Raw genomic sequence first — 23,247 nt, 5'->3', positions numbered from 1 at the left:
TTTGTGGTGCCGGGTGTAACTTAGGCCAGGCACGCATTTTCTGAAAAAATATTATTATTTATGAATGCATTAAGACAGGAGAACAGCATGGAACTATACAATGGAAGACCCCAAAATACAGAAGGAAGACTGCCAAGAGAGATTCGTACATATGATTTTTTGGATAGCCTTGGTATTGCGTACAAAAGAACGGATCATGAGCGAGCAGACAATATGGAAGCCTGCAATGAGATCGACGCCGTGCTTGGTGTGATTATATGTAAGAACTTGTTTCTGTGCAACCGGCAGAAAACCAGCTTTTACCTGCTCATGATGCCTGGGGATAAGAAGTTTAAAACTAAGGAGCTTTCATCCCAGATTAATTCTGCCAGACTCTCCTTTGCGAATCCCGAAGATATGTTGAAATATCTGGATATTGAACCGGGTGCGGTGAGCATCATGGGACTGATGAACGATAAAGAACACGCGGTTAAACTTCTCATTGATGAGGATGTTTTGAAGGATGAGAACTTGGGCTGTCATCCTTGCGTCTGTACATCAAGCCTTAAGCTGAAGACTGCGGATGTCATAGAAAAGTTCTTGCCTGCAACAGGGCATGATTATCAGACAGTACATTTGGTGGGAGCGGATTAAACTATTGTTAAAAGGAAAACTGAAGGAAAAAGTAAGTGATCCCAATGCTGTTGCAGAAAGACAAGGGAAAAAGGTAATAAGTGAGAGATACAGTGGCAAGAATGGTTCAAATCATTTTGCCACTTTTGTTTTTATGAGGCAGGTATTAAGATAGGATCATAAGATATTTGTGTATTGTAATGACATTGCAGTTTTTTTATTACATCTTCACTGGGAGAAATATATGCAGCATATCAGAGAGAAGTACAATAACATTTACAAGGTACAGATGCCGTGCGTCACTCCACATGTATGTAGACATACCTTCTGCAGCAAGATGGCAAAGTCAGGAATGAATCCTAAGACACTTCAGTACATCATGGGACACTGATATAAGTGTTACACTTAATACATATACGATGTGCTTGATGACAATTTGGAAGAAACGGTATTAAACACAGAAAATTATTTTGAAGAAACGGAATAACGCCCTTGAAATATTGAAGAAATGGTACTATAATCCATTTATAAGTTTGGAGAAACGGAACAATACTGTTTTGAGGAGATAACATGTTCAAAAGAAAAGCTTTAGAAAAGTTAAAATATTGGAAAGAAAAAAAGGCACCAAAGTATTCTGTGCTTTTGGAGGGGGCCAGGCGTGTTGGAAAAACGACAATTGCCGAAGAATTTGCAAAGCAGGAGTATAGGTCATATATAAAAGTGGATTTTGCTAACATAACACAGGATGTCCTTGATGTGTTCGATGACATAGCAAATCTGGACATTTTCTTTCTTAGATTGCAAACTGCAACGGGGATAACATTGTATAAAAGAGAATCTGTTATTATATTTGATGAGATTCAACTTATGCCTAAAGTACGTCAGGCTATAAAGTACCTGGTTGCGGACGGAAGATATGACTATATTGAGACCGGTTCTTTGATCAGTATAAAAAAGAATGTCAAGGATATAGTGCTTCCATCTGAGGAGATGAAAATACAGATATATCCGATGGACTATGAAGAATTTATGTGGGCCATCGGAAATGATACCTATGGCGTATTGCGGGATTTATATAAGCTTGGGAAGCCGGTTGGAAATTCCTTGAACAAAAAGCTCATGCGGGACTTTAGAATCTATATGGCGGTAGGTGGAATGCCTCAGGCTGTAGAAGCTTATGTGGAAGGCAGGAATTTTACAGAAATCGATGAAGTAAAGAGAGAAATCATAGATTTGTACAAAGACGATTTCTTCAAGATCGATGATACTGGACTGATTGGAAGAATGTATGATTCTGTTCCAACGCAGTTGGCAACGGATAAAAGAAGCTATGTTATTTCGGCAGCTACAGGCAAAAAAAAGATCGATAAAGATTTAGAGCGTTTACATGATTTGCTGGATTCAAAGACGGTATTATCATGCCATAATGTCCTTAATCCGAGCGTTGCTTTACCTCAAACGAGAGATGATGATACGTTCAAACTCTATTTGGCTGATACAGGGTTATTTACTACCATGATTTTCAGATCATCAGGAAAGACGGATGAAAATATTTATACGAAATTGTTAAGTGATTCGCTTCCTGCAGATTTGGGATATTTATACGAAAATGCAGTTGCGCAGGTAATCACTGGATTAGATATAGATCTTTATTATCACACATGGGAGAAAGAAAACAGTTCTCACTATTATGAGATTGACTTTTTGCTTGCATCAAAAACAAAGATAATTCCGATTGAAGTTAAGTCATCCGGAATCGGCAAGCATGAATCAATTACAGAATTTCAGAAAAAGCATTCAAAGCATGTTGCAAAGGAAATATTGCTATCACAAAAAGATATAGGCAACAGAGAAATGTTGAAATTATATCCAATATACATGTTACCATTTATAATTGAAGACCTATGAGAGGATGAGAGAATCAAAGACAATGATAAAAATACTATTCATCTGCCACGGCAATATCTGCCGTTCTACAATGGCACAATTTGTGTTTCAACATATGGTAAATGAAGCCGGAATGGCGGACCGGTTTTATATAGATTCTGCAGCAACTAGCACAGAAGAGATTGGAAGCGGACCGCATCCGGGAACTGTGCATGTATGTAACAAAGAGGGCGTACCGGTTTTGCCGCACAAAGCAAAGCAAGTGAGGCGTCAGGACTATGATACCTATGATTTGCTGATTATTATGGATGAAGAAAATAGAAGAGGACTAAGCAGAATTATCTCAAAAGATAAGCAGGGAAAAGTGCATAAGCTTATGGAGTATGCCGGGATGGATAAGAATGTAGCCGATCCATGGTATACAGGGGACTTTGAAACGACATACTGGGATGTAAGCTGTGGATGCAAAGCACTTATGGAAGAATTGACAAAATCTGAGAATTAAATAAAGGTTAGAGACATGATTTTACGAATAATAATAAACTATTGGACATTTATATCATTTAGCATCATAATTGGATATTTTGCAGATTTGCTCTTTGGAGATCCGCAAGGGAGATGGCACCCAATTCGGCTTATAGGGGGGATGATAGCAGGAACAAAGAAGATATTGCGAAGAATTCTTCCTAAGAAAAAAGCAGGAGAAATCGTTGGTGGGATATTATTAGTGTTAATTGTTTTGCTATTTACCGGAGTTGTTACAACTGCGGTTTTATTTATCGGATTATATATTCACTGGCTGTTAGGAGTTTGCATTGAATGCTATATGTGTTATACCATATTTGCAGCCAAATCCCTTCGTGTGGAGAGTATGAAAGTGTTTGAAGCATTGCAGACAAAAGGTCTGGCAGAAGGTAGAGAGGCTGTTTCGATGATAGTAGGACGTGATACAAAGACACTAAATGAAGAAGGGGTAATAAAAGCGGCGGTAGAGACAATTGCAGAAAATACATCAGATGGGGTTATCGCACCAATGATTTATCTGATCATAGGAGGCCCGATATTAGGATTTTTGTACAAGGCGGTTAATACAATGGATTCAATGGTGGGCTATAAAAATGATGAGTATCTCTATTTTGGAAGAGCGGCGGCTAAGACCGATGATGTATGGAATTTTTTTCCGGCCAGATTAAGCGCTTTGTTTATGATTTGGGGAAGTAAACTTGCTGGATTGAATCGCAAGGAAGCCTATCGCATTTATATACGAGATCGGGGCAGACACGCTAGTCCCAATAGTGCGCAGACTGAGTCTGTTATGGCAGGAGCATTGGGCGTGGAACTATCTGGAGATGCATGGTATTTTGGAAAGAAAATTCACAAACCAACGATTGGAGATGCGACGCGAAGGATTGAAAGACTCGATATATTACGTGCAAATAAATTAATGTACGCGAGCAGTGCTCTTGCGATGATTATGCTATTTGTAGCGCGTTGGCTTATAACATTGTTTTTGTAGAATACGAGGAATCTTATGTACATACATGGTGGAGATATATATACAAACGAGAATATGCTTGATTTTTCTGCAAATATTAATCCGTGCGGAATGCCGGATTCGATTCGGCAGGCAGCTATAAAAGGAGTTTGGAAATCGGAAAATTATCCGCAGCCTCAGGCACGTAGATTGTGTGAGCTAATAGGAGAATATTACCGATTGAGAAAAGAATGCATTGTCTGCGGAAACGGGGCTGCAGAGTTATTATTTGCTATGGCACACGCAATAAAGCCAAAGAAAGCATTGATTTATGAACCTTCTTTTTTTGAATATGAACAATCCTTATGTAGTTGTGGATGTGAGATTTTATTTTATAATCTGCAACAAGCTTGCGATTTTGGACTTGGGCAGGATTATTTACAAATGATTACAAGTAAGATAGATATGATATATCTGTGTAATCCTAATAATCCGACGGGCGCTTTAATCCCAAAAGATTTCTTGAACAAAATCTTAAGGAAATGCAAAGAACATGATGTCTGGATGATAGTGGATGAATGCTTTTTGGATTTTGTGGAAGAACAAGAAAAGTATTCGTTGATAGAAGAAACCCGGCAACATGAAAAGCTTGTGATATTAAAGGCATTTACGAAGATATTTGCAATGCCGGGCTTGAGACTGGGATATTTGCTAAGTGGCAGTGAAGAATTGGCGGATCGGATAAGAGCACAGTTGCAACCTTGGAATATATCACTTCCGGCAATGTATGCTGCAGAAACGGCAATGAAGGAAATGGAGTATGTAGCGCATTGCGCCAAAATCATTGCACAGCAACGAAACTATTTGTGGGAAGAACTTGAAAAATTAGATTTTAGAGTATATAAACCAAGTGCGAACTATATATTTTTTAAAGGACCCAAAAATCTTGCAGATGATTTAAAAAAGCATCATATATTAATTCGTGATTGTTCGAATTATCGTAATCTGACGGATGGGTATTATAGGATTGCCGTTCGAACAAAAGATGAGAATCAAAGGCTATTAGAGACAATAAAAAAGATAAGGACTTAGGAGTTTGAAAAAAGAAGTCGAGCTTAGATATAATTCGGGAGAATAAGATGGAGGAGTTAGAAAGAATAAAGAATATCGAACCAATTGATTGGATGATCTATAAGAAGATTCAGCAGCATTTTGATAAAATGGGAAAACCGCTTCGGTCATTAGGAAAAATGGAGACAATTATGGCACAAATTGGAGCTATTGAGCGAACGGAGCAGATTGATATATCTCGAAAAGGTTTGATTATTATGTGTGCAGACAATGGCGTGGTTGAAGAAGGCGTGACCCAGACAGGACAAGAAGTGACCGGTATTGTTGCAGAGAATTTTTTAGACGAAAAATCATGTGTGGCAATTATGTGTAAGCGTTGCAAGGTGGATTTGTTCCCTATTGACATCGGGATGGTGAAGGATACACGGCGAGTAGAAAAAAGGAAGAAGATGTATGGGACGAAGAATTTAGCGAAGGGACCGGCCATGAACAAAGAGCAGGCAGTTTATGCTATTTGTCAGGGAATTAATCTGGTAAAGGAACTTCGCGAAGCCGGTTATAAGATTCTTGCAACCGGGGAGATGGGCATAGGCAATACAACGACAAGCAGTGCGGTTGCGTCGGTTCTTTTACAAAAGGATCCTAAGCTTATTACAGGCCGAGGTGCCGGTCTTTCTACCGAAGGTTTGCAGCGCAAGATAGCAGCAATTGAACAGGGAATTAAAGTAAACAAGCCGGATGCTCAAGATCCGATTGATGTATTAAGAAAAGTCGGAGGGCTAGACATTGCCGGTCTTAGTGGTGTGTTTTTGGGTGGTGCAATCTATGGCATTCCGGTATTGATTGATGGTTTTATTTCTGCAGTGGCAGCATTGGTCGCAACGCGAATCAATCCTTTGACCAAAGAGTATATGATTGCGTCGCATATTTCAAAAGAACCGGCAATGACAAGTGTATTGCAGGCATTAGAAAAGGAAGCTATGCTGACGATGGATATGAGTTTAGGAGAAGGAAGTGGAGCGGTGGCAACATTTCCGATTCTTGACATGGCAGCTGATATTTATTACAACATGAGCAGTTTCGATGAAATTGGGGTTGATACATATCGGCCACTTATATAGTAGCAGTTAGGAGAATGAAGAATGCTTACATTGGTTTATGGAGGAAGCGGAAGCGGCAAGTCGGAATATGCTGAGATGTTATGTGGGAAGGAAAATGGGAAAAGATATTATATAGCAACAATGCAGCCATATGGAGAAGAGGCAAAACAGCGAATTGCACGTCACAAAACAATGCGGGCAGGAAAAGGATTTGTCACAATTGAACAATATGTAGATATTCATAATGCGTTGCAGGAAACGGTAGATGTTGCACTTGTAGAATGCCTGTCCAATCTTGTTGCAAATGAGATGTTTGGCGAAGCAGAGCACGAAAACACTACGGAGTATATCTTAACGAGTATGGAGAAGTTACAACAAAAAACAAAACAACTTGTGGTTGTGACAAATGATGTGTTTTCAGATGGAATCGTATATAATAAGATGACGATGGATTATAGGAAGGTACTTGCAGATGTTAATTGTCGGATGGCGAAGAAGGCCGACAGGATTTATGAAGTTGTGTTTGGGATTGGATTGAAAGTAAAATGAATGTGTTTAAAAGTATGATAATCGCGTTATCAATGTATTCTAAAATACCTGTTCCAAAGATGGAATGGACAGAAGAAAATATGAGATATACCATGTGCTTTTTTCCGCTTGTTGGAGCTGTGATTGGGTTGCTAGAGTGGATTTGGTTTGATATTTCTTTCATGCTTGAGGCAGGTGACATCTTGCGTTCAGTTGGATTGGTGTTGATTCCGGTTTTGATTACAGGAGGGATTCATCTAGATGGACTTTTGGATACGGCAGATGCAATTAGTAGTTATCAGACGCAGGAAAAACGTCTGGAGATTATGAAAGACACGCACGCGGGCGCGTTTGCAATCATTGTTTGCTGTGTTTATTTTTTGGCTTATTTTGGAGTCTTAACCCAGGTGAATGTGCAAGCAATCTATGTATTGGGACTTGGATTTATCCTTAGCCGGGCATTGTCTGGATTTGGGGTTGCTTCATTTCCTTTGGCGAAAGGGAGCGGATTGGTATATCTTTTTGCAGACAGATTGGCGAAAAAGAAAGTAAAGATTGTTTTGGTAATAGAAAGTTTGCTCCTTTGTGTAGGAATGGTAGAGATGGATCTTGCATTGGGGATGACAGCGGCAATTGTAGCGGCCTTGTTTTTAGGAATTTACCGGATAATGACGCAAAAAATCTTTGGTGGAATTACAGGAGATACACAGGGTTTTTTCTTGCAGTTGTGCGAACTGTTTATGGCGGTGGCTGTTACAATTGTGCAGCTAGTGGTATACTAGGAGAAGAAACATGATTTTGATTGTAGGTGGAGCCTTTCAGGGAAAGGAAGCATTAGCACGAAAAATGTGTCCGGATACATCGCAGATCTATCTGAATATGCAGGATGTGATTTTGGAATGGATGAAGGAAGGAAAAGACCCGTATCTAGAAGCGGATGTTTTTATGAATACACATCCGGATTCTGTGATTACCTTGGAAGAAATGGGGAGTGGGATTATTCCGATGGATGCATTTGAACGTGAATATCGGGAAGTGTGTGGCCGGATCGGATGCCGATGGGCGATGCGGGCAACTGCTGTTTATCGCGTTATAATGGGTGTGGCAATGCGAATTAAATAACAAGATGGATAGTGAATGATTATGACATATGAAGAATTGATTAAAACAATTGAAAAAGCAAGAAGATTTGACCGGATGCCGGGGGTGGAAGTAAGTGGTATAGTGCTTGATAAACTTGGAATTTGCCTGGACAATTTGAAGATTATTCATATTGCCGGAACGAACGGAAAAGGATCGGTTGCGGCAATGCTTACACAGATTTTAATTAGTGCAGGATATCGGGTGGGAAGATTCACCTCTCCGCATCTGATTGAATTTACAGAACGTATCGCGGTTAATGGACAATCGATTTCAAATGACGATACGCTTAGAATTGGCGAGAAGCTGCTGCATGGTGATTTTGGTGTGACGCTAACTTTTTTTGACTATTCTTTTTTAATCGCCATGCAGTATTTTATTGAACAAAATTGTGACATAATTGTTCTTGAGACAGGGCTTGGCGGTAGATTGGATTCGACTAATGTAGTGAAGTATCCATTGTGTAGTGTTATTACGAGAATTGGCTTAGATCATATGAAAATTCTTGGTGATAATTTGACTGATATTGCAAAAGAAAAAGCCGGTATTATAAAACCCGGACGACCTGTGGTGATCGGAATGCAAAAGGAGGAAGTTTATCAGGTACTTTTGCAGCAGACGAAACAGAAACAATGTCGAATGTATAGCTCCCAAGATCTTGAAGTAGAGAGTCTTGGATTAAATAATTCAAATATGCAGGAATTTATTTATGCAGGTAAAAGATTTGAATTAGCTCTATATGGATTTTATCAAGTGGAAAATGCATATACTGTTTTAGAGACGATTCATTGTCTGCAAGATGAAGGATTTTGTATCGACGAAGACGCAGTTCGGCAAGGATTAAGAGAAGTGGTTTGGCCGGGAAGAATGCAGATAATTTCAAGATATCCTTATTTGTTGCTGGATGGAGCGCACAATCCTGATGGGGTTAGAGCACTTTCAGAAACATTAACAAAATGGATGCGCCGTGAACGTTTTACCTTTGTGATGGGGGTTATGGGGGATAAGGATTATATGGAAATGGTACGTATTTTAGCACCGATAGCAGATCGTTTTGTCACAATTACGTTGATGGAAGAAAGAGCTAAAAAAGCGGAGGAACTGGCAGCTGAAATACGTGAAGAAGGAATAGATGCCATTGCAGTATCATCTCTAGAAGAAGCGATCGGAATGCAAAAAGTGGATGAAAAATGGGTTCTTATCGGCTCACTTTATTTTGCAGGGGAAGTTCTTGGAGATATTTAGCCCTAAATATGGGACTTAAAATCACGTATCCTTACTTTAGATAAGAAAGTAAGATTCTTGGTAAAGGTAAGGAGCGATGGTCATGAAAGGATATACAGTTGAAGCAGGATACATGGGTTATGTAAATGGAGATTATATGCTGTTTGCAGATGAGTCAGACTATATAGATTATCTTGCTGAGTAAGAAATGTTATGAATACTATAACCAAACGATTAGAACAATTAAGAACATTAATGAGAGGGAGGAATATTTCTTATTATTTGATTCCAACCTCGGACTTTCATCAATCGGAATATGTTGGGGAACATTTTAAAGAACGCAGCTATATGAGCGGATTTACCGGTTCGGCAGGAACCTTGCTTGTTGGTATAGAAAAAGCTTATCTGTGGACAGATGGAAGATATTTTGTACAGGCGAAGAGGCAGCTTGAGGAAAGCGACATAGAGCTCATGCGCATTGGAGTAGAGGGCGTGCCGACAATTTCGGAATTTTTGACCGAACATCTTAAAGAGGGAGATATCCTTGGATTTGACGGCCGGGTGGTTAGTGCCAAATTAGGAGAGACCTATCTAAAATTGACCGGGCAAAAGCATGGCAGCATCTATACGGCGGAAGATTTGGTAGATTTGATTTGGAATGACAGACCGCAGCTTCCCTCCGGCAAGGTGTGGATCTTAGAGGAGTCATATGCCGGGGAGACAGCTTTAGATAAAATTGAACGTCTTCGCAAGAAGATGAAAGAAGAACATGCCAATGTTCATCTGTTGACATCCTTATATGACATTGCCTGGCTGTTAAATCTTAGAGGGGCGGATATTGAACATGTACCGGTAGTGATGTCTTTTTTGATTGTGTACCTTGATCAATGTGTTTTATATATAAATCCTGAAAATATCGATGATAAAGTGGCCATTTATCTGGAGCAAATCGGGGTGAATCGAAAGCCTTATGAGAGCGTGTATGATGATTTGGCTCAATTTATGGATCGAAGGGTACTGGCTCAAAAGTCTATCATTAATTATCGGATGGGAGAGCTCCTTCAAGGAAATGAGATTATAAATCGGCCTAATCCGACAGAAATGATGAAATGCATCAAGAATGAAACAGAACTACGTAATACGGTATTGGCACATGTCAAAGATGGTGTAGCCATGACGCGGTTTATGTACTATCTAAAGACCGGATACGGAAAAGAACATATGACGGAACTTAGCACGACACAGGTGCTAGAAGAACTACGAAAAAAGCAGGAAGGCTTTTTGGATCTTAGTTTTGATACGATTGCGGCATACGGAGAACATGGAGCAATGATGCATTATGCAGCAACGAAAGAAAGTGATGTGAAGTTAGGGGACGGTTTCTTTCTTGTGGATTCGGGCGGACATTATCTGGAAGGAACAACAGATATTACAAGAACGTTTTGTTTTGGGGAGCTGACTAAAAAGCAAAAGGAGCATTATACAATTACTCTGAAGAGCAATCTGGCATTGGCAAATGCAAAATTTTTAAAGGGAACACGTGGTTCGAATCTGGATATTCTTGCTAGAGAACCTTTTTGGGAAATCGGTATGGATTATAAATGCGGAACCGGACATGGCGTTGGTCATATTCTAAATGTGCATGAAGGACCAAACAGCTTTCGTTGGCGTGTTATAGATGAAGCTGCTTTAGATGCTGTTTTGGAAGAGGGAATGATTACAACAGATGAACCGGGAGTTTATCTGGAAGGAGAATATGGAATTCGTTTGGAAAATGAATTAATATGCCGAGAAGGTATCAAAAATGAGAATGGGCAGTTTATGGAATTTGAAGTCATTACGTATTGTCCATTTGATTTGGACGGAGTTGATAAAACACTTATGAGCAAGAAGGAGATTGCATGGTTAAATCAATATCATGATTTGGTATATCGAATCATTTCACCACATTTAAGTCCTGAAGAAAAGCAGTGGCTGAAAAAGGCGACGCGTGAAATCTAAAAGGAAAATGGCTTATTTTTAATTACAAATAAGCCGTTTTTCTATTTGTAAAAAAACTTTTCATGTATTCCAAAGTATTGTAAAATACATATGTGTGTAAGCGAGTCTTAACTGGAGATAATACAATGAGAAAGAAAATAGTTTTAATAGATGGACATAGTATTTTAAACAGAGCGTTTTTTGGACTTCCGGATCTTACGAATGCCGAGGGTCTGCATACGAACGCAGTCTATGGATTTTTAAATATTTTATTTAAAGTATTAGAAGAAGAGCAGCCGGAATATTTGACGGTTGCTTTTGATGTACATGCACCTACATTTCGGCATAAGATGTATGATGCATATAAAGGAACCCGAAAGCCGATGGCAGAGGAACTAAGACAGCAGGTGCCCCTAATCAAACAGGTTTTAGAAGCAATGGGAATTAAAATCATGGAAAAAGAAGGGTATGAAGCGGATGACATTTTGGGAACGATTGCAACTACCGCTCAGGAAGAAGGCCTTGAAGTTTCTGTGATTTCAGGAGATAGAGATCTGTTACAGCTTGCGGATGAGCATATTCAGATTCGGATACCTAAGACGAAGATGACAGGTACTGAGATTGAAAACTATTATGCAAAGGATGTTGTGGCTCGGTATCAAGTTTCGCCAAAGGAATTTATTGATGTGAAAGCGTTGCAGGGAGATACAGCTGATAATATTCCGGGGGTTCCGGGAATTGGGGAAAAGACAGCGACGAATCTGATTGTGCAATATGGAAGCATTGAGAATGCTTATGAACATGTGGAGGAATTAAAACCACCAAGAGCAAGCAAGAACCTAAAAGAGTTCTGGCAGCAGGCAGTTTTAAGCAAAGATCTGGCTACGATACGAACGAGAGCTGATATTTCATACGATTTAAAGGAGGCAAAGCTGGGAGAACTTTATACGCAGGAAGCGTATGCTTTGTTTCAGCGTTTGGAATTTAAGAATCTGCTTAATCGATTTGACGATTCTGCCAAAGTGGTTACTAAGCATGAATGTGTATTGATTCAAAATAAAGATGAGGCTGCGGCTATTTTAGCAAAAGCAAAGGAAGCGACGAAAGACGATTTGCTTGCTTTTTATATTGTGCAGGAAGAACAGCAGGTTCTTGGAGTGGCAATTGCCTATGCAAAAGACCAGATGTTTTTTTTGCAGGCACAAGAAGTCGGTCAGATGTCGTTTTTTGATGATGATGCAAGAGCGGATGCTTTAGAATTGCTAAATCAGTTAAAACAAGTAATTGCATCTGCAGCAAAAGTGAGCGCGTTTCATTTAAAAGAAGCTGTGAAAATGATGCAACTTCGTTATCAGCCGAAATATTTTGACCCTGAGATTGCAGAGTATTTGTGTAATCCACTAAAAAAATCTTATCCATACGAAGATATTGCTTCGCAGACAGGGCTTGGAATGCTTCCGACAAAGAATGAGACACTGGGTAAGACGTCAGACGCGAAGGCGCTAAAGGAAGACACCGGGCACTATATGACTTATCTTGGCAATTTGTTATATACAACGTATGCCTGTGTTTCGGTATATGAGGAAAAATTAAAAAAAGAAAAGATGCAAAAGCTCTTTGAAGAGATGGAGATGCCGCTGGTATTTACTTTGGCCTCAATGGAAAAGTGGGGAATCAAGGTAAAAGCAGAAGAATTAAAAGCATACTCACAGCAATTGTCGGAAAAAATTGCTGTCTTGGAAAAGGAAATTTATGCTATAGCAGGAGAAGAATTTAATATCAATTCACCAAAACAGCTTGGCGTTATTTTATTTGAAAAAATGCAGCTTCCGAATGCAAAAAAGACCAAAACCGGTTATTCAACGGCAGCTGATGTGCTTGAAAAACTTGCAAAAGATTATCCTGTGGTTTCTAAAGTCTTAGATTACAGACAATTGACCAAATTAAAGTCCACTTATGCAGATGGTTTGGCAACCTGTATTGCATCAGATGGGCGAATTCATACAACATTTCAGCAGACGGTGACAGCAACCGGGCGCTTGTCTTCGACGGAACCGAATCTGCAAAATATTCCGGTACGAATCGAGCTTGGACGATTAATTCGAAAAGTCTTTGTTCCGGAAGATGGATATGTATTTGTTGATGCTGATTATTCGCAGATTGAACTTCGTGTTTTGGCACATATGTCTGGTGATGAGAATTTGATAGAGGCGTATAAGAGTGCGCAAGATATTCATACGGCAACGGCATCTAAGGTGTTTCATATTCCGATGGAAGAAGTGACACCGCAAATCAGAAGAAATGCAAAGGCTGTGAATTTTGGAATTGTATATGGAATCAGTTCTTTCGGACTTAGCCAGGATCTGTCCATAACAAGACAGGAAGCACAAGAGTATATCAAGCAGTATTTTGAAACATATCCTAAGATTAAGACGTTTTTAGATGGTCTTGTTGAAGATGCAGTGAATACACGGATGGCTATTACGATGTATGGACGAAAACGTCCGGTACCGGAGCTTTCATCCGGCAATTACATGCAGCGACAGTTTGGAGAACGCATCGCTATGAATTCGCCGATTCAAGGAACCGCAGCGGACATAATTAAGATTGCCATGATTCGTGTAGATCAAAGGTTAAAGAAAGAAAAGCTGCAATCTAGATTGTTGTTGCAGGTGCATGATGAATTGTTGATAGAAGCCAAACAAGAAGAACTAGAACAAGTAAAGCAGATTCTGTCAGAAGAGATGGAACATGCTGCGGAACTTTCCGTAAAACTAGAGATTGATATGCACAGTGGAAATAATTGGTATGAAGCAAAGTAGGAAGTAGGATAGTAAATGAAAGTTATAGGTATCACAGGCGGCGTAGGAGCAGGTAAATCCGCTGTTTTGGGGTTTATAGAAGAAAATTATGCGGCAAAAGCGCTGCTTGCGGATGAAATTGCACATACGCTCATGGAGCCGGGACAGGCATGTTATAACACAATCAAAGAAGTATTTGATGATCCGAATTTATTCTTTGAAGATGGTACAATCGATAGAAAATGGCTTGCACAAGTTATCTTTACGAATGATGAGAAGCTTCGCCAAATTAATGAGATTGTACATCCTGCGGTGAGAAAGTTTATCTTGGATACAATTGAACAAGAGCGGGAGAAGGAAATCGTAAAATATCTGATTGTAGAAGCGGCACTTGTGAAGGAAGCGCAATTTCGCACATTTGCTGATGAAGTCTGGTATGTATACGCCAGTGAAGAGACGAGAAGACAGAGGTTAAAGGAACAAAGAGGTTATTCGGATGAGAAGATTTCAGAAATCTTTGCGACGCAGATATCAGAACAGGAATATCGTGATATCTGTGACCGGGTAATTGATAATGATAAGCATTTTGATAAAATGAAGCTTCAGGTATCTAAATATCTTGCAGGGGAAACGTTAGAACTATCTGAAAGTGAGACTATAACGACGGAAAAGGAGCAGGTTATGGCCGAGGATAAAGTGGAAAATAAATATGTATTTGGACTTGATATCGGTACCAGAAATGTAGTAGGTACGGTTGGATACAAAGAAAATGACGAGTTTTTTGTAGCGGCACAATATTCGTTGCAACATGAAACGCGTGCAATGTTGGATGGACAGATTCATGATATCGGGCGTGTGGGTCATACGGTTCAAGCAGTGAAAGAGTCTCTAGAACAGCAGATTGGAGAGACGCTTCAGGAAGTATGTATTGCAGCTGCTGGACGTGTTCTTAAGACGGTAACAACAAATATCGAATATGAATTTCCAGAAGAAAAGATTGTAACCGGAGAAGATATTCATACATTGGAACTTTTGGGAATTGAAAAAGCACAAAATATTCTAAAAGAAAATAATGATACAAAATATCATTTTTATTGTGTCGGTTATTCTGTTGTGAAATATTATCTTGACGGAGATGTTATGTCGAATCTTGAAAGCCATAAGGCAGAGATGATTTCGGCAGATATCATTGTTACATTTTTGCCGGAAGATGTTGTGGATGGACTTTATACATCTGTTGGAATCGCAGATTTAAAAGTTGCCAATATGACACTCGAGCCAATTGCTGCAATTAATGTGGCGATTCCTGAGAATTTTAGAATGTTGAATATCGCCTTAGTTGACGTTGGAGCCGGAACTTCGGATATTTCGGTTACAAGAGATGGAAGTATTATTGCATACGGAATGATACCGCATGCGGGAGATGAAATCACAGAAGTTATTGTGCAAAATTATCTCGTTGATTTTAAAACCGCTGAGCAGATTAAACTTAGCTGCGAAGTACAAGATGAGATTGAATATACGGATATCATGAATATTTCGCATACAATTTCAGCCCAAGAAGTGTGGGATTTGGTTGCTCCGACTGTAGAAAAGATTACAACAGAAGTAGCGGCAAAGATTAAAGAATTAAATGGAGATAAGTCTGTTGCGGCAACTTTTGTCGTTGGAGGCGGTGGTAAGATTCATGGATTTACAGAAAATCTTGCAAAACTTTTAGATATTGCGCCGGAACGTGTTGCTCTTCGAGGAGAAGAAGTGTTACAAGCAGTTAAGTTTGCACAGGAGGATATTGTAAAGGATCCTCTTTTGGTAACACCAATCGGAATATGTCTCAATTATTATGATCAAAAGAATAATTTTATTTTTGTTCGTTTTAATGGAGAACGGATTAAGCTTTATGATAACGACAAGTTAACGATTGTGGATGCAGCTATGCAAGCCGGATTCCCGAACGAATACTTATTCCCGAGAAGAGGAAAAGAAATCTCCTTTACGGTTAACGGAAAGAGCAGAATTGTACGAGGAACACCAGGTGAATCTGCAATTGTTAAGGTGAATGATAAGGTTGTAAATATCAATACACCACTTGAAGCTAATTCCGATATTGTGATTGAACCGTCCACAACCGGAGCGGCTGCAGAATATACATTAGAACAGCTTCCGGAATATGAAAATTCCAAGATCACATTTGAAGTAAATGGAAAAGCGGTTACCTGTCCAAGATTTGCAGAAGTAAACGGAGTGTTAGAACCGCCGTTTTATCAGATCAAAGAAAACGATATTATAGTAATGAGAAGTTATTATACGGTAGAGCAGATTGCGGAGTTTATGGATGTAGAGTTAGATCCGGATGCTGAAATTATTGTGAATAATCGTGTGGAAGATCTTAATGCGTTGGTTTATGAGAACTTTAGTGTAGAATGGACGACATTGAATTTCAGAACGCCCGAGGAAGATGTTGTAAATGAGGCCGATAAAGAAGAACGCGAAGATCTTGAACAAGTTGAAAGTACAAAGGAAAGCAAACATCTGCAAGAACAAGAAGATGAGTATGAAAATGAGTTTAGACCGAAATTAGAAGAAAAAAAGGAGCCGCAAGAAGATAAAGGTCCGATTACAATGGTCTTGTCTGTCAATGTAAACGGAGAACAGATCCGTCTAGAAGGAAAAGAACACTATGTATTTGTTGATGTGTTTGATTATATTGATTTTAATCTTGCAGATTCTAAGGGAAGAGCAATTGTGACCAAAATAAACGGAGAAGATGCGTTATATACGCAGACCTTAAATTCCGGAGATAATATTGAGATTTTTTGGAAAGAATAAGAAAGAAGATGGAGTTATCATATGCAGCTTTGTAGTATAGCAAGCGGAAGTAGTGGGAACTGTATTTATATGGGGACTGACAACACGCATTTGCTTGTTGATGCGGGCATAAGTGGGAAAAAAATAGAACATGGTTTGCAGGAAATAGGAATTAAAGCGGATGAGATACAAGGACTTTTGGTGACGCATGAACATGTGGATCATATTGCGGGTCTTGGAGTGATGGCAAGACGATATGGATATCCGATTTATGCGACACAGGGAACGATTGATGCGATTATGGCCGGTGGAAAGGTTGGAAAGGTCGATATGCAGCTGTTTCGAGTAATTCGGCCGGATGAAGATTTTGTGATAGGAGATTTGAAGGTTCAGCCTTATCATATTTCGCATGATGCTGCAGATCCTGTGTGTTATGTGTTTCGGCAAGGTGCAAAATCGGGCGCAGTAGTAACCGATCTTGGAGTATATGATTCGTATCTTATTTCCAAATTGCAGAAGATGGATTTGTTGTTTGTTGAGGCAAATCATGATATTCGCATGTTGCAGGTGGGACGTTATCCTTATTATTTAAAGCAGCGAATACTTGGAGAACGCGGGCATTTGTCCAATGAGATGACAGGTCAGCTTTTGAGCGAGCTGCTTCATGATGATACGAAAGCAGTCATGCTTGGACATCTAAGTCATGAAAATAATTACCCTGAGCTTGCTTTTGAAACGGTTCGCCTTGAAATTGCGGCAGGTGATAATAAATATAAAGCGGATGACTTTCCGATTCATGTTGCACCAAGATCTCAGCTATCAACGCAACTTTTTGTGTAATATGGATAAAATCCTATCGAAACGGATAAAGATTCGGTTAATTCGTACCTTGAAATTGTCAGATTTTTTTGGCATGATAAAGTAGCATGAAAAGAAACTTGTATGAGTAATTAAAATGAAGGAGATTCAAGATGGAAACAATTAGCGGAAAGACAATTATTACAGTTGTTGGAAAAGATACAGTTGGTATTATTGCGAAGGTATGTAATTACCTTGCAAATAATCGCATTAATATTCTGGATATTTCCCAGACAATTGTTCAAGGCTATTTTAACATGATGATGATTGTGGATATGTCAGGGACAGAGAAAGAGTTTTCCACATGCGCCAATGAATTAGAACAGATTGGTGATGAAATTGGTGTTAAAGTGAAGTGCCAGCGTGAAGAAATCTTTAATAAAATGCATAGAATCTAATTTGGAGAATTAAGATGGTTAATTTATATGAAGTAACAGAAACAAATGAGATGATCGAGCAGGAGAACCTTGATGTACGTACGATTACATTGGGAATCAGCCTTTTAGACTGTATCGATTCCGATCTTGAGAAAGTAAAAGAAAATGTCTATAACAAGATAACAACTGTTGCAAAGGATCTTGTAAAAGTTGGAAAAGAAATTGAAGGAAAGTATCAGATTCCAATTGTAAATAAGAGAATCTCATTGACACCGATTGCGTTAATTGGTGGTGCTGCATGTAAGACTTCTGATGATTTTGTTGAAATCGCAAAGTCGATTGATGCGGCAGCAAAGAAGGTTGGTGTTAATTTTATAGGTGGATATTCCGCATTGGTTTCCAAAGGCATGACAAAGGCAGACGAACTCCTTATTCGTTCTATTCCAAAAGCAATGAAAGAAACGGATTTAATCTGTAGTTCAATTAATTTGGGATCAACCAGGACAGGAATTAACATGGATGCGGTTCGTTTGATGGGTGAAATCATTCATGAAACAGCTGAATATACAAAAGAAAATGATTCCCTTGGTTGTGCCAAGTTAGTAGTATTTTGTAATGCGCCGGATGACAATCCATTTATGGCAGGTGCATTTCATGGTGTGACGGAAGCTGATGCGATTATTAATGTCGGAGTCAGTGGACCGGGTGTTGTAAAAAGAGCACTTGAGAAAGTTCGAGGAGAGAGCTTTGAAGTGCTTTGCGAAACAATCAAAAAGACAGCATTTAAGATTACAAGAGTTGGTCAGCTTGTGGCAAAAGAGGCGTCTCAAAAGTTAGGTGTACCATTTGGTATTATCGATCTTTCGCTTGCTCCAACTCCTGCAATTGGAGACAGCGTAGCTGGTATCTTAGAAGAGATTGGTCTTGAATATGCCGGCGCACCGGGAACGACAGCAGCACTTGCAATGTTAAATGACCAGGTGAAAAAGGGTGGTATTATGGCATCTTCTTATGTTGGTGGTCTTAGCGGTGCATTTATTCCGGTTAGTGAAGATCAGGGAATGATTGATGCTGTTCAGGCGAATGCATTGACCATCGAAAAATTAGAAGCGATGACCTGTGTTTGCTCTGTAGGACTTGATATGATTGCAATTCCGGGAGATACGAAGCCAACTACGATTTCCGGTATTATTGCAGATGAGATGGCAATTGGAATGATAAATCAAAAGACAACAGCCGTACGTCTGATTCCGGTCATCGGAAAGGGCGTAGGGGAAATCGTAGAATTTGGTGGTTTACTTGGTTATGCACCAATCATGCCGGTAAATCAGTATTCATGCGATGCATTTGTGAATCGCCAGGGTCGTATTCCTGCACCGGTTCATAGCTTTAAGAACTAATTAGATTAGGATATACAAAGGAGGAGACTGCAATGCAGCAGATTTCAATTGAAACACGTTTAAAAGAAAATGCTTATCCGGGAAGAGGAATTGTTCTTGGTAAGACTCCGGACGGAACAAAAGCGGTAGCTGCCTATTTCATTATGGGAAGAAGTGAAAATAGTCGTAACCGCGTATTTGTGGAAGATGGTGAAGGTATTCGTACACAGGCATATGACCCTTCTAAATTGGAAGACCCGTCACTTATTATCTATGCGCCGGTTCGCGTGTTGGGAAATCAGACCATTGTAACGAATGGTGATCAGACAGATACCATTTATGATCTTATGAAAGAAGGAAAGACATTTGAGCAGTCTCTTCGTACCCGTGAATTTGAACCGGATGGTCCTAATTACACTCCTCGTATTTCGGGTCTTATGGAGATTGAAAATGGAAACTATGCAATTACAATGTCTATCTTAAAGAGTGACGGAGGCGATGACGCCTGCTGTAATCGCTATACATTTTCTTATGATAATCCAAAGGCAGGAATTGGCCGCTTTATTCATACTTATGTGTCAGATGGAAATCCGCTGCCAAGTTTTGAAGGTGAGCCGGAACTTGTCGAAACCGTTGATGATATCGATACGTACACAGATATGATATGGAATTCGCTGAATGCAGATAACAAAGTATCATTATTTGTACGTTTTATTGATATCGAGTCTGGTAAATATGAGACTCGTATTGTAAATAAACACAATTAATATAGGAGGAAATCATGAAGGAACTAGAGCTTAAGTATGGATGTAATCCAAACCAGAAACCATCTAGAATCTATGTGGAAAATGGAGAATTGCCAATTAAGGTATTAAATGGTAAACCGGGATATATCAATTTTCTGGATGCATTTAATGGTTGGCAGCTTGTAAAAGAATTAAAAGAGGCAACGGGACTTCCTGCCGCAACTTCTTTCAAGCATGTATCACCGGCAGGTGCTGCTGTAGGACTTCCAATGACTGACACAGAAAAGCAGATTTATTGGGTGGCAGATATGGATATGGAATTTTCACCATTGGCAAATGCTTATGCAAGAGCCAGAGGCGCAGATAGAATGTCGTCTTTTGGAGATTTTATTTCGCTTTCTGATGTCTGTGATGTGCCAACAGCCAAGATTATTAAAAGAGAGGTTTCTGATGGTGTGATTGCACCTGGATATGAGCCGGAAGCTCTTGAAATCTTGAAGGGTAAGAAAAAGGGAAATTATAATGTAATCGAAGTGGATCCGGATTATGTACCGGCAGAAAAAGAACATAAAGAGGTCTTTGGAATTACATTTGAACAGGGACGAAATAACCTTACTATTGATAAGGCAATGCTTCAAAAGGAAATTGTGACAAAAAATAAAGACATTCCACAGCAAGCGCAGATTGATCTTTTGATTGCCTTAATCACTTTGAAATATACACAGTCTAATTCTGTATGCTATGCAAAGGGTGGACAGGCAATCGGAATTGGAGCAGGACAGCAAAGCCGTATTCATTGTACACGTTTGGCAGGCTCTAAGGCTGATAATTGGTGGCTGCGTCAATCTCCTCAGGTTATGGGGCTTCAGTTTGTAGATGGCCTTGGAAGAGCTGATAGAGACAATACAATTGATGTTTATATGGGCGAAGAATACATGGACGTGCTCCGTGAAGGTGAGTGGCAGAAACGCTTTAAGGTTAAACCAGAAGTATTTACAGCTGAGGAAAAGAGAGCATGGCTAGATAAGATGGAAGATGTAGCACTTGGTTCAGATGCTTTCTTCCCGTTTGGAGATAATATTGAACGTGCGCATAAGAGCGGTGTCAAATATGTGGCACAGCCTGGCGGATCTATTCGAGATGACAACGTGATTGAGACCTGTGACAAATATGGAATGACTATGAGCTTTACAGGTATTCGTCTGTTCCATCACTAAGCGAGTCTTGACTCGTATATTATATAAAACAGATTGAATGATTATTGGAAAATCGTTCAATCTGTTTTTTTGTAAGTGATAGTTTATAGAAATGAAATGCAGATGAGGCATATAGGGGATAGAAAATAGAAGATTAAGAAATTAAAATATGAAGGATATCGAAGATTTATAGACATTTTACAAAGATTATTTCCTTTTATAATTTTTTTGTGAATGTTATACTCACAAGAGTATACAATATTTAAAAAAAAGGAGGATGATGATGAAAAAAAGAGGATTTGGATTAAGCGGAAAGATGTTATGTATGGCATTGATTCCACTAATTGTAACCCTTGTGGTATCGGTATTTGCAGTTTCCTTTGTATCTGGAGTTGTAACGGAGAATTTGGCAGAGAATATGCTTACTTCGAATATTTATTTAATGGATCAAATTCTTTCATCACAATCACAGAGTAATTCAGATGATGACAGTGGCAAAGATAGTAATTTTTTAGATATCATGACGGCGGCTAAGGAGAAAACCGGTGGTGTGGATTATGCATTGCTGATGAATGGGGAGCCGCTTATCACGACAGCAGATGTTACTTTTGAAATCTCACAAGATGTGCAAGAGACAATAGATAGTGAGGGCGCTGTCTTTGTTGCGGATGATACAACATCCGGAGAAGAATGTTACATCTATTATTGCACTGTAGGTGGCGATCAGGAGAGTGATACAGAATCGACAGAAGAAACAGATTCTGAAGATTCAGCGCAGACCATTATGCTTCGTGGCTCTATTTCTCATGCAACTGTTATGGGATTGTATAAAAGTTATATTGTGATGACAATGTTGGCGCTTGTGGTGCTTATCGTAATTTCTAGCATTATTGTGATTCTGCTTTCGCGTAAAGTGGTAAAGGCAATTGGACGGACCGTTCGTAACTTGGATAAGATAGCAGATGGTGAATTGAAATATGAACTATCAGAAAACATGACAGAACGAGTAGATGAAGTGGGAATGATTGCGCGCTCAATTCATCATTTGATTGGGAAATTTGGTCATTCTGTATCAACAATTCATGATTCTACTGAGACTATGAATGCGTTTACGAATCAGTTTAAAGGGAATTTTGCAAAAATCGATGCTCAAATTGGAACGGTTAATCAGGCGGTAAGTGAGATTGCAAATGCAGCAACTAGTCAGGCTGGCGAGACAGAGAAAATCAGTACGAAAATTGGAGAAATGGGAGGCGCTATTGACGAGGCATCCGGATCGTTGCAAGAATTGGTGAACAGCACTGAACAGATGCGATCACAAAATGAAAAGATGAATGAAATTCTTGATGAGTTATCTAGGATTAATGCTCGTACAGAAGAATCTATAGATGCAGTATATGAACAAACAAGCGCAACAAATAAGTCAGCGGAAGAGATTCGAAACGTTGTAGATTTGATTACGAATCTTGCGTCTCAGACGAATCTACTTTCACTTAATGCATCTATTGAGGCGGCGAGAGCAGGTGAGCAAGGAAAAGGGTTTGCTGTTGTTGCGGATGAGGTTAGAAATCTTGCAGAGCAGTCAGCGGAATCCGCTTCCAAAATCAGTGAGATTGTAGAAGAACTCATTGGAAAGGCCAATGTATCGGTAAGAACTATGGAATCAGTCCGCGGTGAGATTGGTAGCCAAAATGAGAAATTTAACGAGACAAGAGTTACTTTTGGTATGCTTGGAGATGAGATTTCCAAGGTGGCAGAAGAGATAGACAGCATATCTGTACAGATTAATCATATTAATGAATCAAAGGAAATTGTTTTGATAAGCTTGGATGGACTTACTGCGATAGCGGAGTCTAATGCAGCGACAACGGAAGAGACAGCAGCATCAATGGTTGAATTAGGGGATATTGTTAATGATTGTAATATTGCAACGGAAGATCTCGTTCATTTGGCCGGTGATATTGATGATAATGTCAATGTATTTAAGGTGGATTTTGAGACGGCTTGGCATGGAGAAGAAGTGGATGAAGAACCAAGAGTCGAGAGTGAGTCTTAATGATAAAAAG

The 23,247-nt window shown here is 39.4% G+C and carries 19 protein-coding genes and 1 pseudogene; all 20 read left to right on the top strand.

Annotation, left to right across the window (positions count from 1 at the left end; translation table 11 throughout):
* Positions 1-87: 87 nt before the first annotated feature.
* The 20 genes and pseudogenes from BLS20_RS07670 to BLS20_RS07575 all read left to right on the top strand — a co-directional run bounded on the left by BLS20_RS07670 (position 88) and on the right by BLS20_RS07575 (position 23,237).
* Positions 88-633 carry a prolyl-tRNA synthetase associated domain-containing protein gene (locus BLS20_RS07670; RefSeq protein ID WP_090173788.1) on the top strand — a complete coding sequence of 182 codons (546 nt, stop codon included), beginning with the start codon at positions 88-90 and terminating at the stop codon, positions 631-633.
* Positions 634-835: 202 nt separating this feature from the next.
* Positions 836-1,067: pseudogene (locus BLS20_RS07665) on the top strand (tyrosine-type recombinase/integrase); the annotation flags it as partial.
* 115 nt (positions 1,068-1,182) lie between these two features.
* Positions 1,183-2,520, top strand: a complete 1,338-nt coding sequence (locus BLS20_RS07660) for an ATP-binding protein (RefSeq protein ID WP_090173787.1) — start codon at positions 1,183-1,185, stop codon at positions 2,518-2,520.
* Positions 2,521-2,542: 22 nt separating this feature from the next.
* Positions 2,543-3,004, top strand: coding sequence for a low molecular weight protein-tyrosine-phosphatase (locus BLS20_RS07655; RefSeq protein WP_090173810.1), 462 nt, complete (start codon positions 2,543-2,545; stop codon positions 3,002-3,004).
* Positions 3,005-3,019: 15 nt separating this feature from the next.
* Positions 3,020-4,015 (top strand): adenosylcobinamide-phosphate synthase CbiB, encoded by a 996-nt coding sequence (cbiB, locus tag BLS20_RS07650; RefSeq protein WP_090173786.1) that lies wholly within the window; start codon positions 3,020-3,022, stop codon positions 4,013-4,015.
* A gap of 15 nt (positions 4,016-4,030) precedes the next feature.
* On the top strand, positions 4,031-5,065 hold the full coding sequence (gene cobD, locus BLS20_RS07645; protein ID WP_090173785.1) for a threonine-phosphate decarboxylase CobD: 1,035 nt from the start codon (positions 4,031-4,033) through the stop codon (positions 5,063-5,065).
* Positions 5,066-5,112: 47 nt separating this feature from the next.
* Entirely contained in the window at positions 5,113-6,165 is a 1,053-nt protein-coding gene (cobT, locus tag BLS20_RS07640) for a nicotinate-nucleotide--dimethylbenzimidazole phosphoribosyltransferase (protein ID WP_090173784.1), read from the top strand.
* Between the two features lie 21 nt (positions 6,166-6,186).
* A complete protein-coding gene (locus BLS20_RS07635; protein WP_090173783.1) occupies positions 6,187-6,693 on the top strand; it encodes a bifunctional adenosylcobinamide kinase/adenosylcobinamide-phosphate guanylyltransferase in 507 nt (168 codons plus the stop codon).
* Between the two features lie 14 nt (positions 6,694-6,707).
* On the top strand, positions 6,708-7,454 hold the full coding sequence (locus tag BLS20_RS07630; RefSeq protein WP_242870546.1) for an adenosylcobinamide-GDP ribazoletransferase: 747 nt from the start codon (positions 6,708-6,710) through the stop codon (positions 7,452-7,454).
* A gap of 10 nt (positions 7,455-7,464) precedes the next feature.
* Entirely contained in the window at positions 7,465-7,794 is a 330-nt protein-coding gene (locus BLS20_RS07625; RefSeq protein WP_090173781.1) for a bifunctional adenosylcobinamide kinase/adenosylcobinamide-phosphate guanylyltransferase, read from the top strand.
* A 15-nt stretch (positions 7,795-7,809) separates the two neighbouring features.
* Positions 7,810-9,057: a bifunctional folylpolyglutamate synthase/dihydrofolate synthase gene (locus BLS20_RS07620; RefSeq protein WP_090173780.1), complete on the top strand. Its 1,248-nt coding sequence runs from the start codon at positions 7,810-7,812 to the stop codon at positions 9,055-9,057.
* Positions 9,058-9,249: 192 nt separating this feature from the next.
* Entirely contained in the window at positions 9,250-11,037 is a 1,788-nt protein-coding gene (locus BLS20_RS07615) for an aminopeptidase P family protein (RefSeq protein WP_090173779.1), read from the top strand.
* A gap of 125 nt (positions 11,038-11,162) precedes the next feature.
* Positions 11,163-13,838: a DNA polymerase I gene (gene polA / locus BLS20_RS07610; RefSeq protein WP_090173778.1), complete on the top strand. Its 2,676-nt coding sequence runs from the start codon at positions 11,163-11,165 to the stop codon at positions 13,836-13,838.
* A gap of 15 nt (positions 13,839-13,853) precedes the next feature.
* Entirely contained in the window at positions 13,854-16,646 is a 2,793-nt protein-coding gene (gene coaE / locus BLS20_RS07605; protein ID WP_090173777.1) for a dephospho-CoA kinase, read from the top strand.
* A gap of 21 nt (positions 16,647-16,667) precedes the next feature.
* The gene (locus tag BLS20_RS07600; protein ID WP_090173776.1) at positions 16,668-17,465 is read left to right on the top strand and encodes an MBL fold metallo-hydrolase; all 798 of its coding nucleotides are present in this window, start codon (positions 16,668-16,670) and stop codon (positions 17,463-17,465) included.
* 131 nt (positions 17,466-17,596) lie between these two features.
* Entirely contained in the window at positions 17,597-17,881 is a 285-nt protein-coding gene (locus BLS20_RS07595) for an ACT domain-containing protein (RefSeq protein WP_090173775.1), read from the top strand.
* 14 nt (positions 17,882-17,895) lie between these two features.
* The gene (locus tag BLS20_RS07590) at positions 17,896-19,260 is read left to right on the top strand and encodes a PFL family protein (protein WP_090173774.1); all 1,365 of its coding nucleotides are present in this window, start codon (positions 17,896-17,898) and stop codon (positions 19,258-19,260) included.
* Positions 19,261-19,292: 32 nt separating this feature from the next.
* Positions 19,293-20,006 (top strand): IMP cyclohydrolase, encoded by a 714-nt coding sequence (locus BLS20_RS07585; protein WP_090173773.1) that lies wholly within the window; start codon positions 19,293-19,295, stop codon positions 20,004-20,006.
* 14 nt (positions 20,007-20,020) lie between these two features.
* A complete protein-coding gene (locus tag BLS20_RS07580; RefSeq protein WP_090173772.1) occupies positions 20,021-21,202 on the top strand; it encodes a phosphoribosylaminoimidazolecarboxamide formyltransferase in 1,182 nt (393 codons plus the stop codon).
* A 262-nt stretch (positions 21,203-21,464) separates the two neighbouring features.
* Entirely contained in the window at positions 21,465-23,237 is a 1,773-nt protein-coding gene (locus BLS20_RS07575) for a methyl-accepting chemotaxis protein (RefSeq protein WP_176762336.1), read from the top strand.
* Positions 23,238-23,247: the final 10 nt, after the last annotated feature.

Origin of the sequence: Eubacterium oxidoreducens (assembly GCF_900104415.1) — a bacterium.
GTDB classification, from domain to species: domain Bacteria; phylum Bacillota; class Clostridia; order Lachnospirales; family Lachnospiraceae; genus Eubacterium_C; species Eubacterium_C oxidoreducens.
This window is presented reverse-complemented; position numbering and strand designations above follow the sequence as displayed.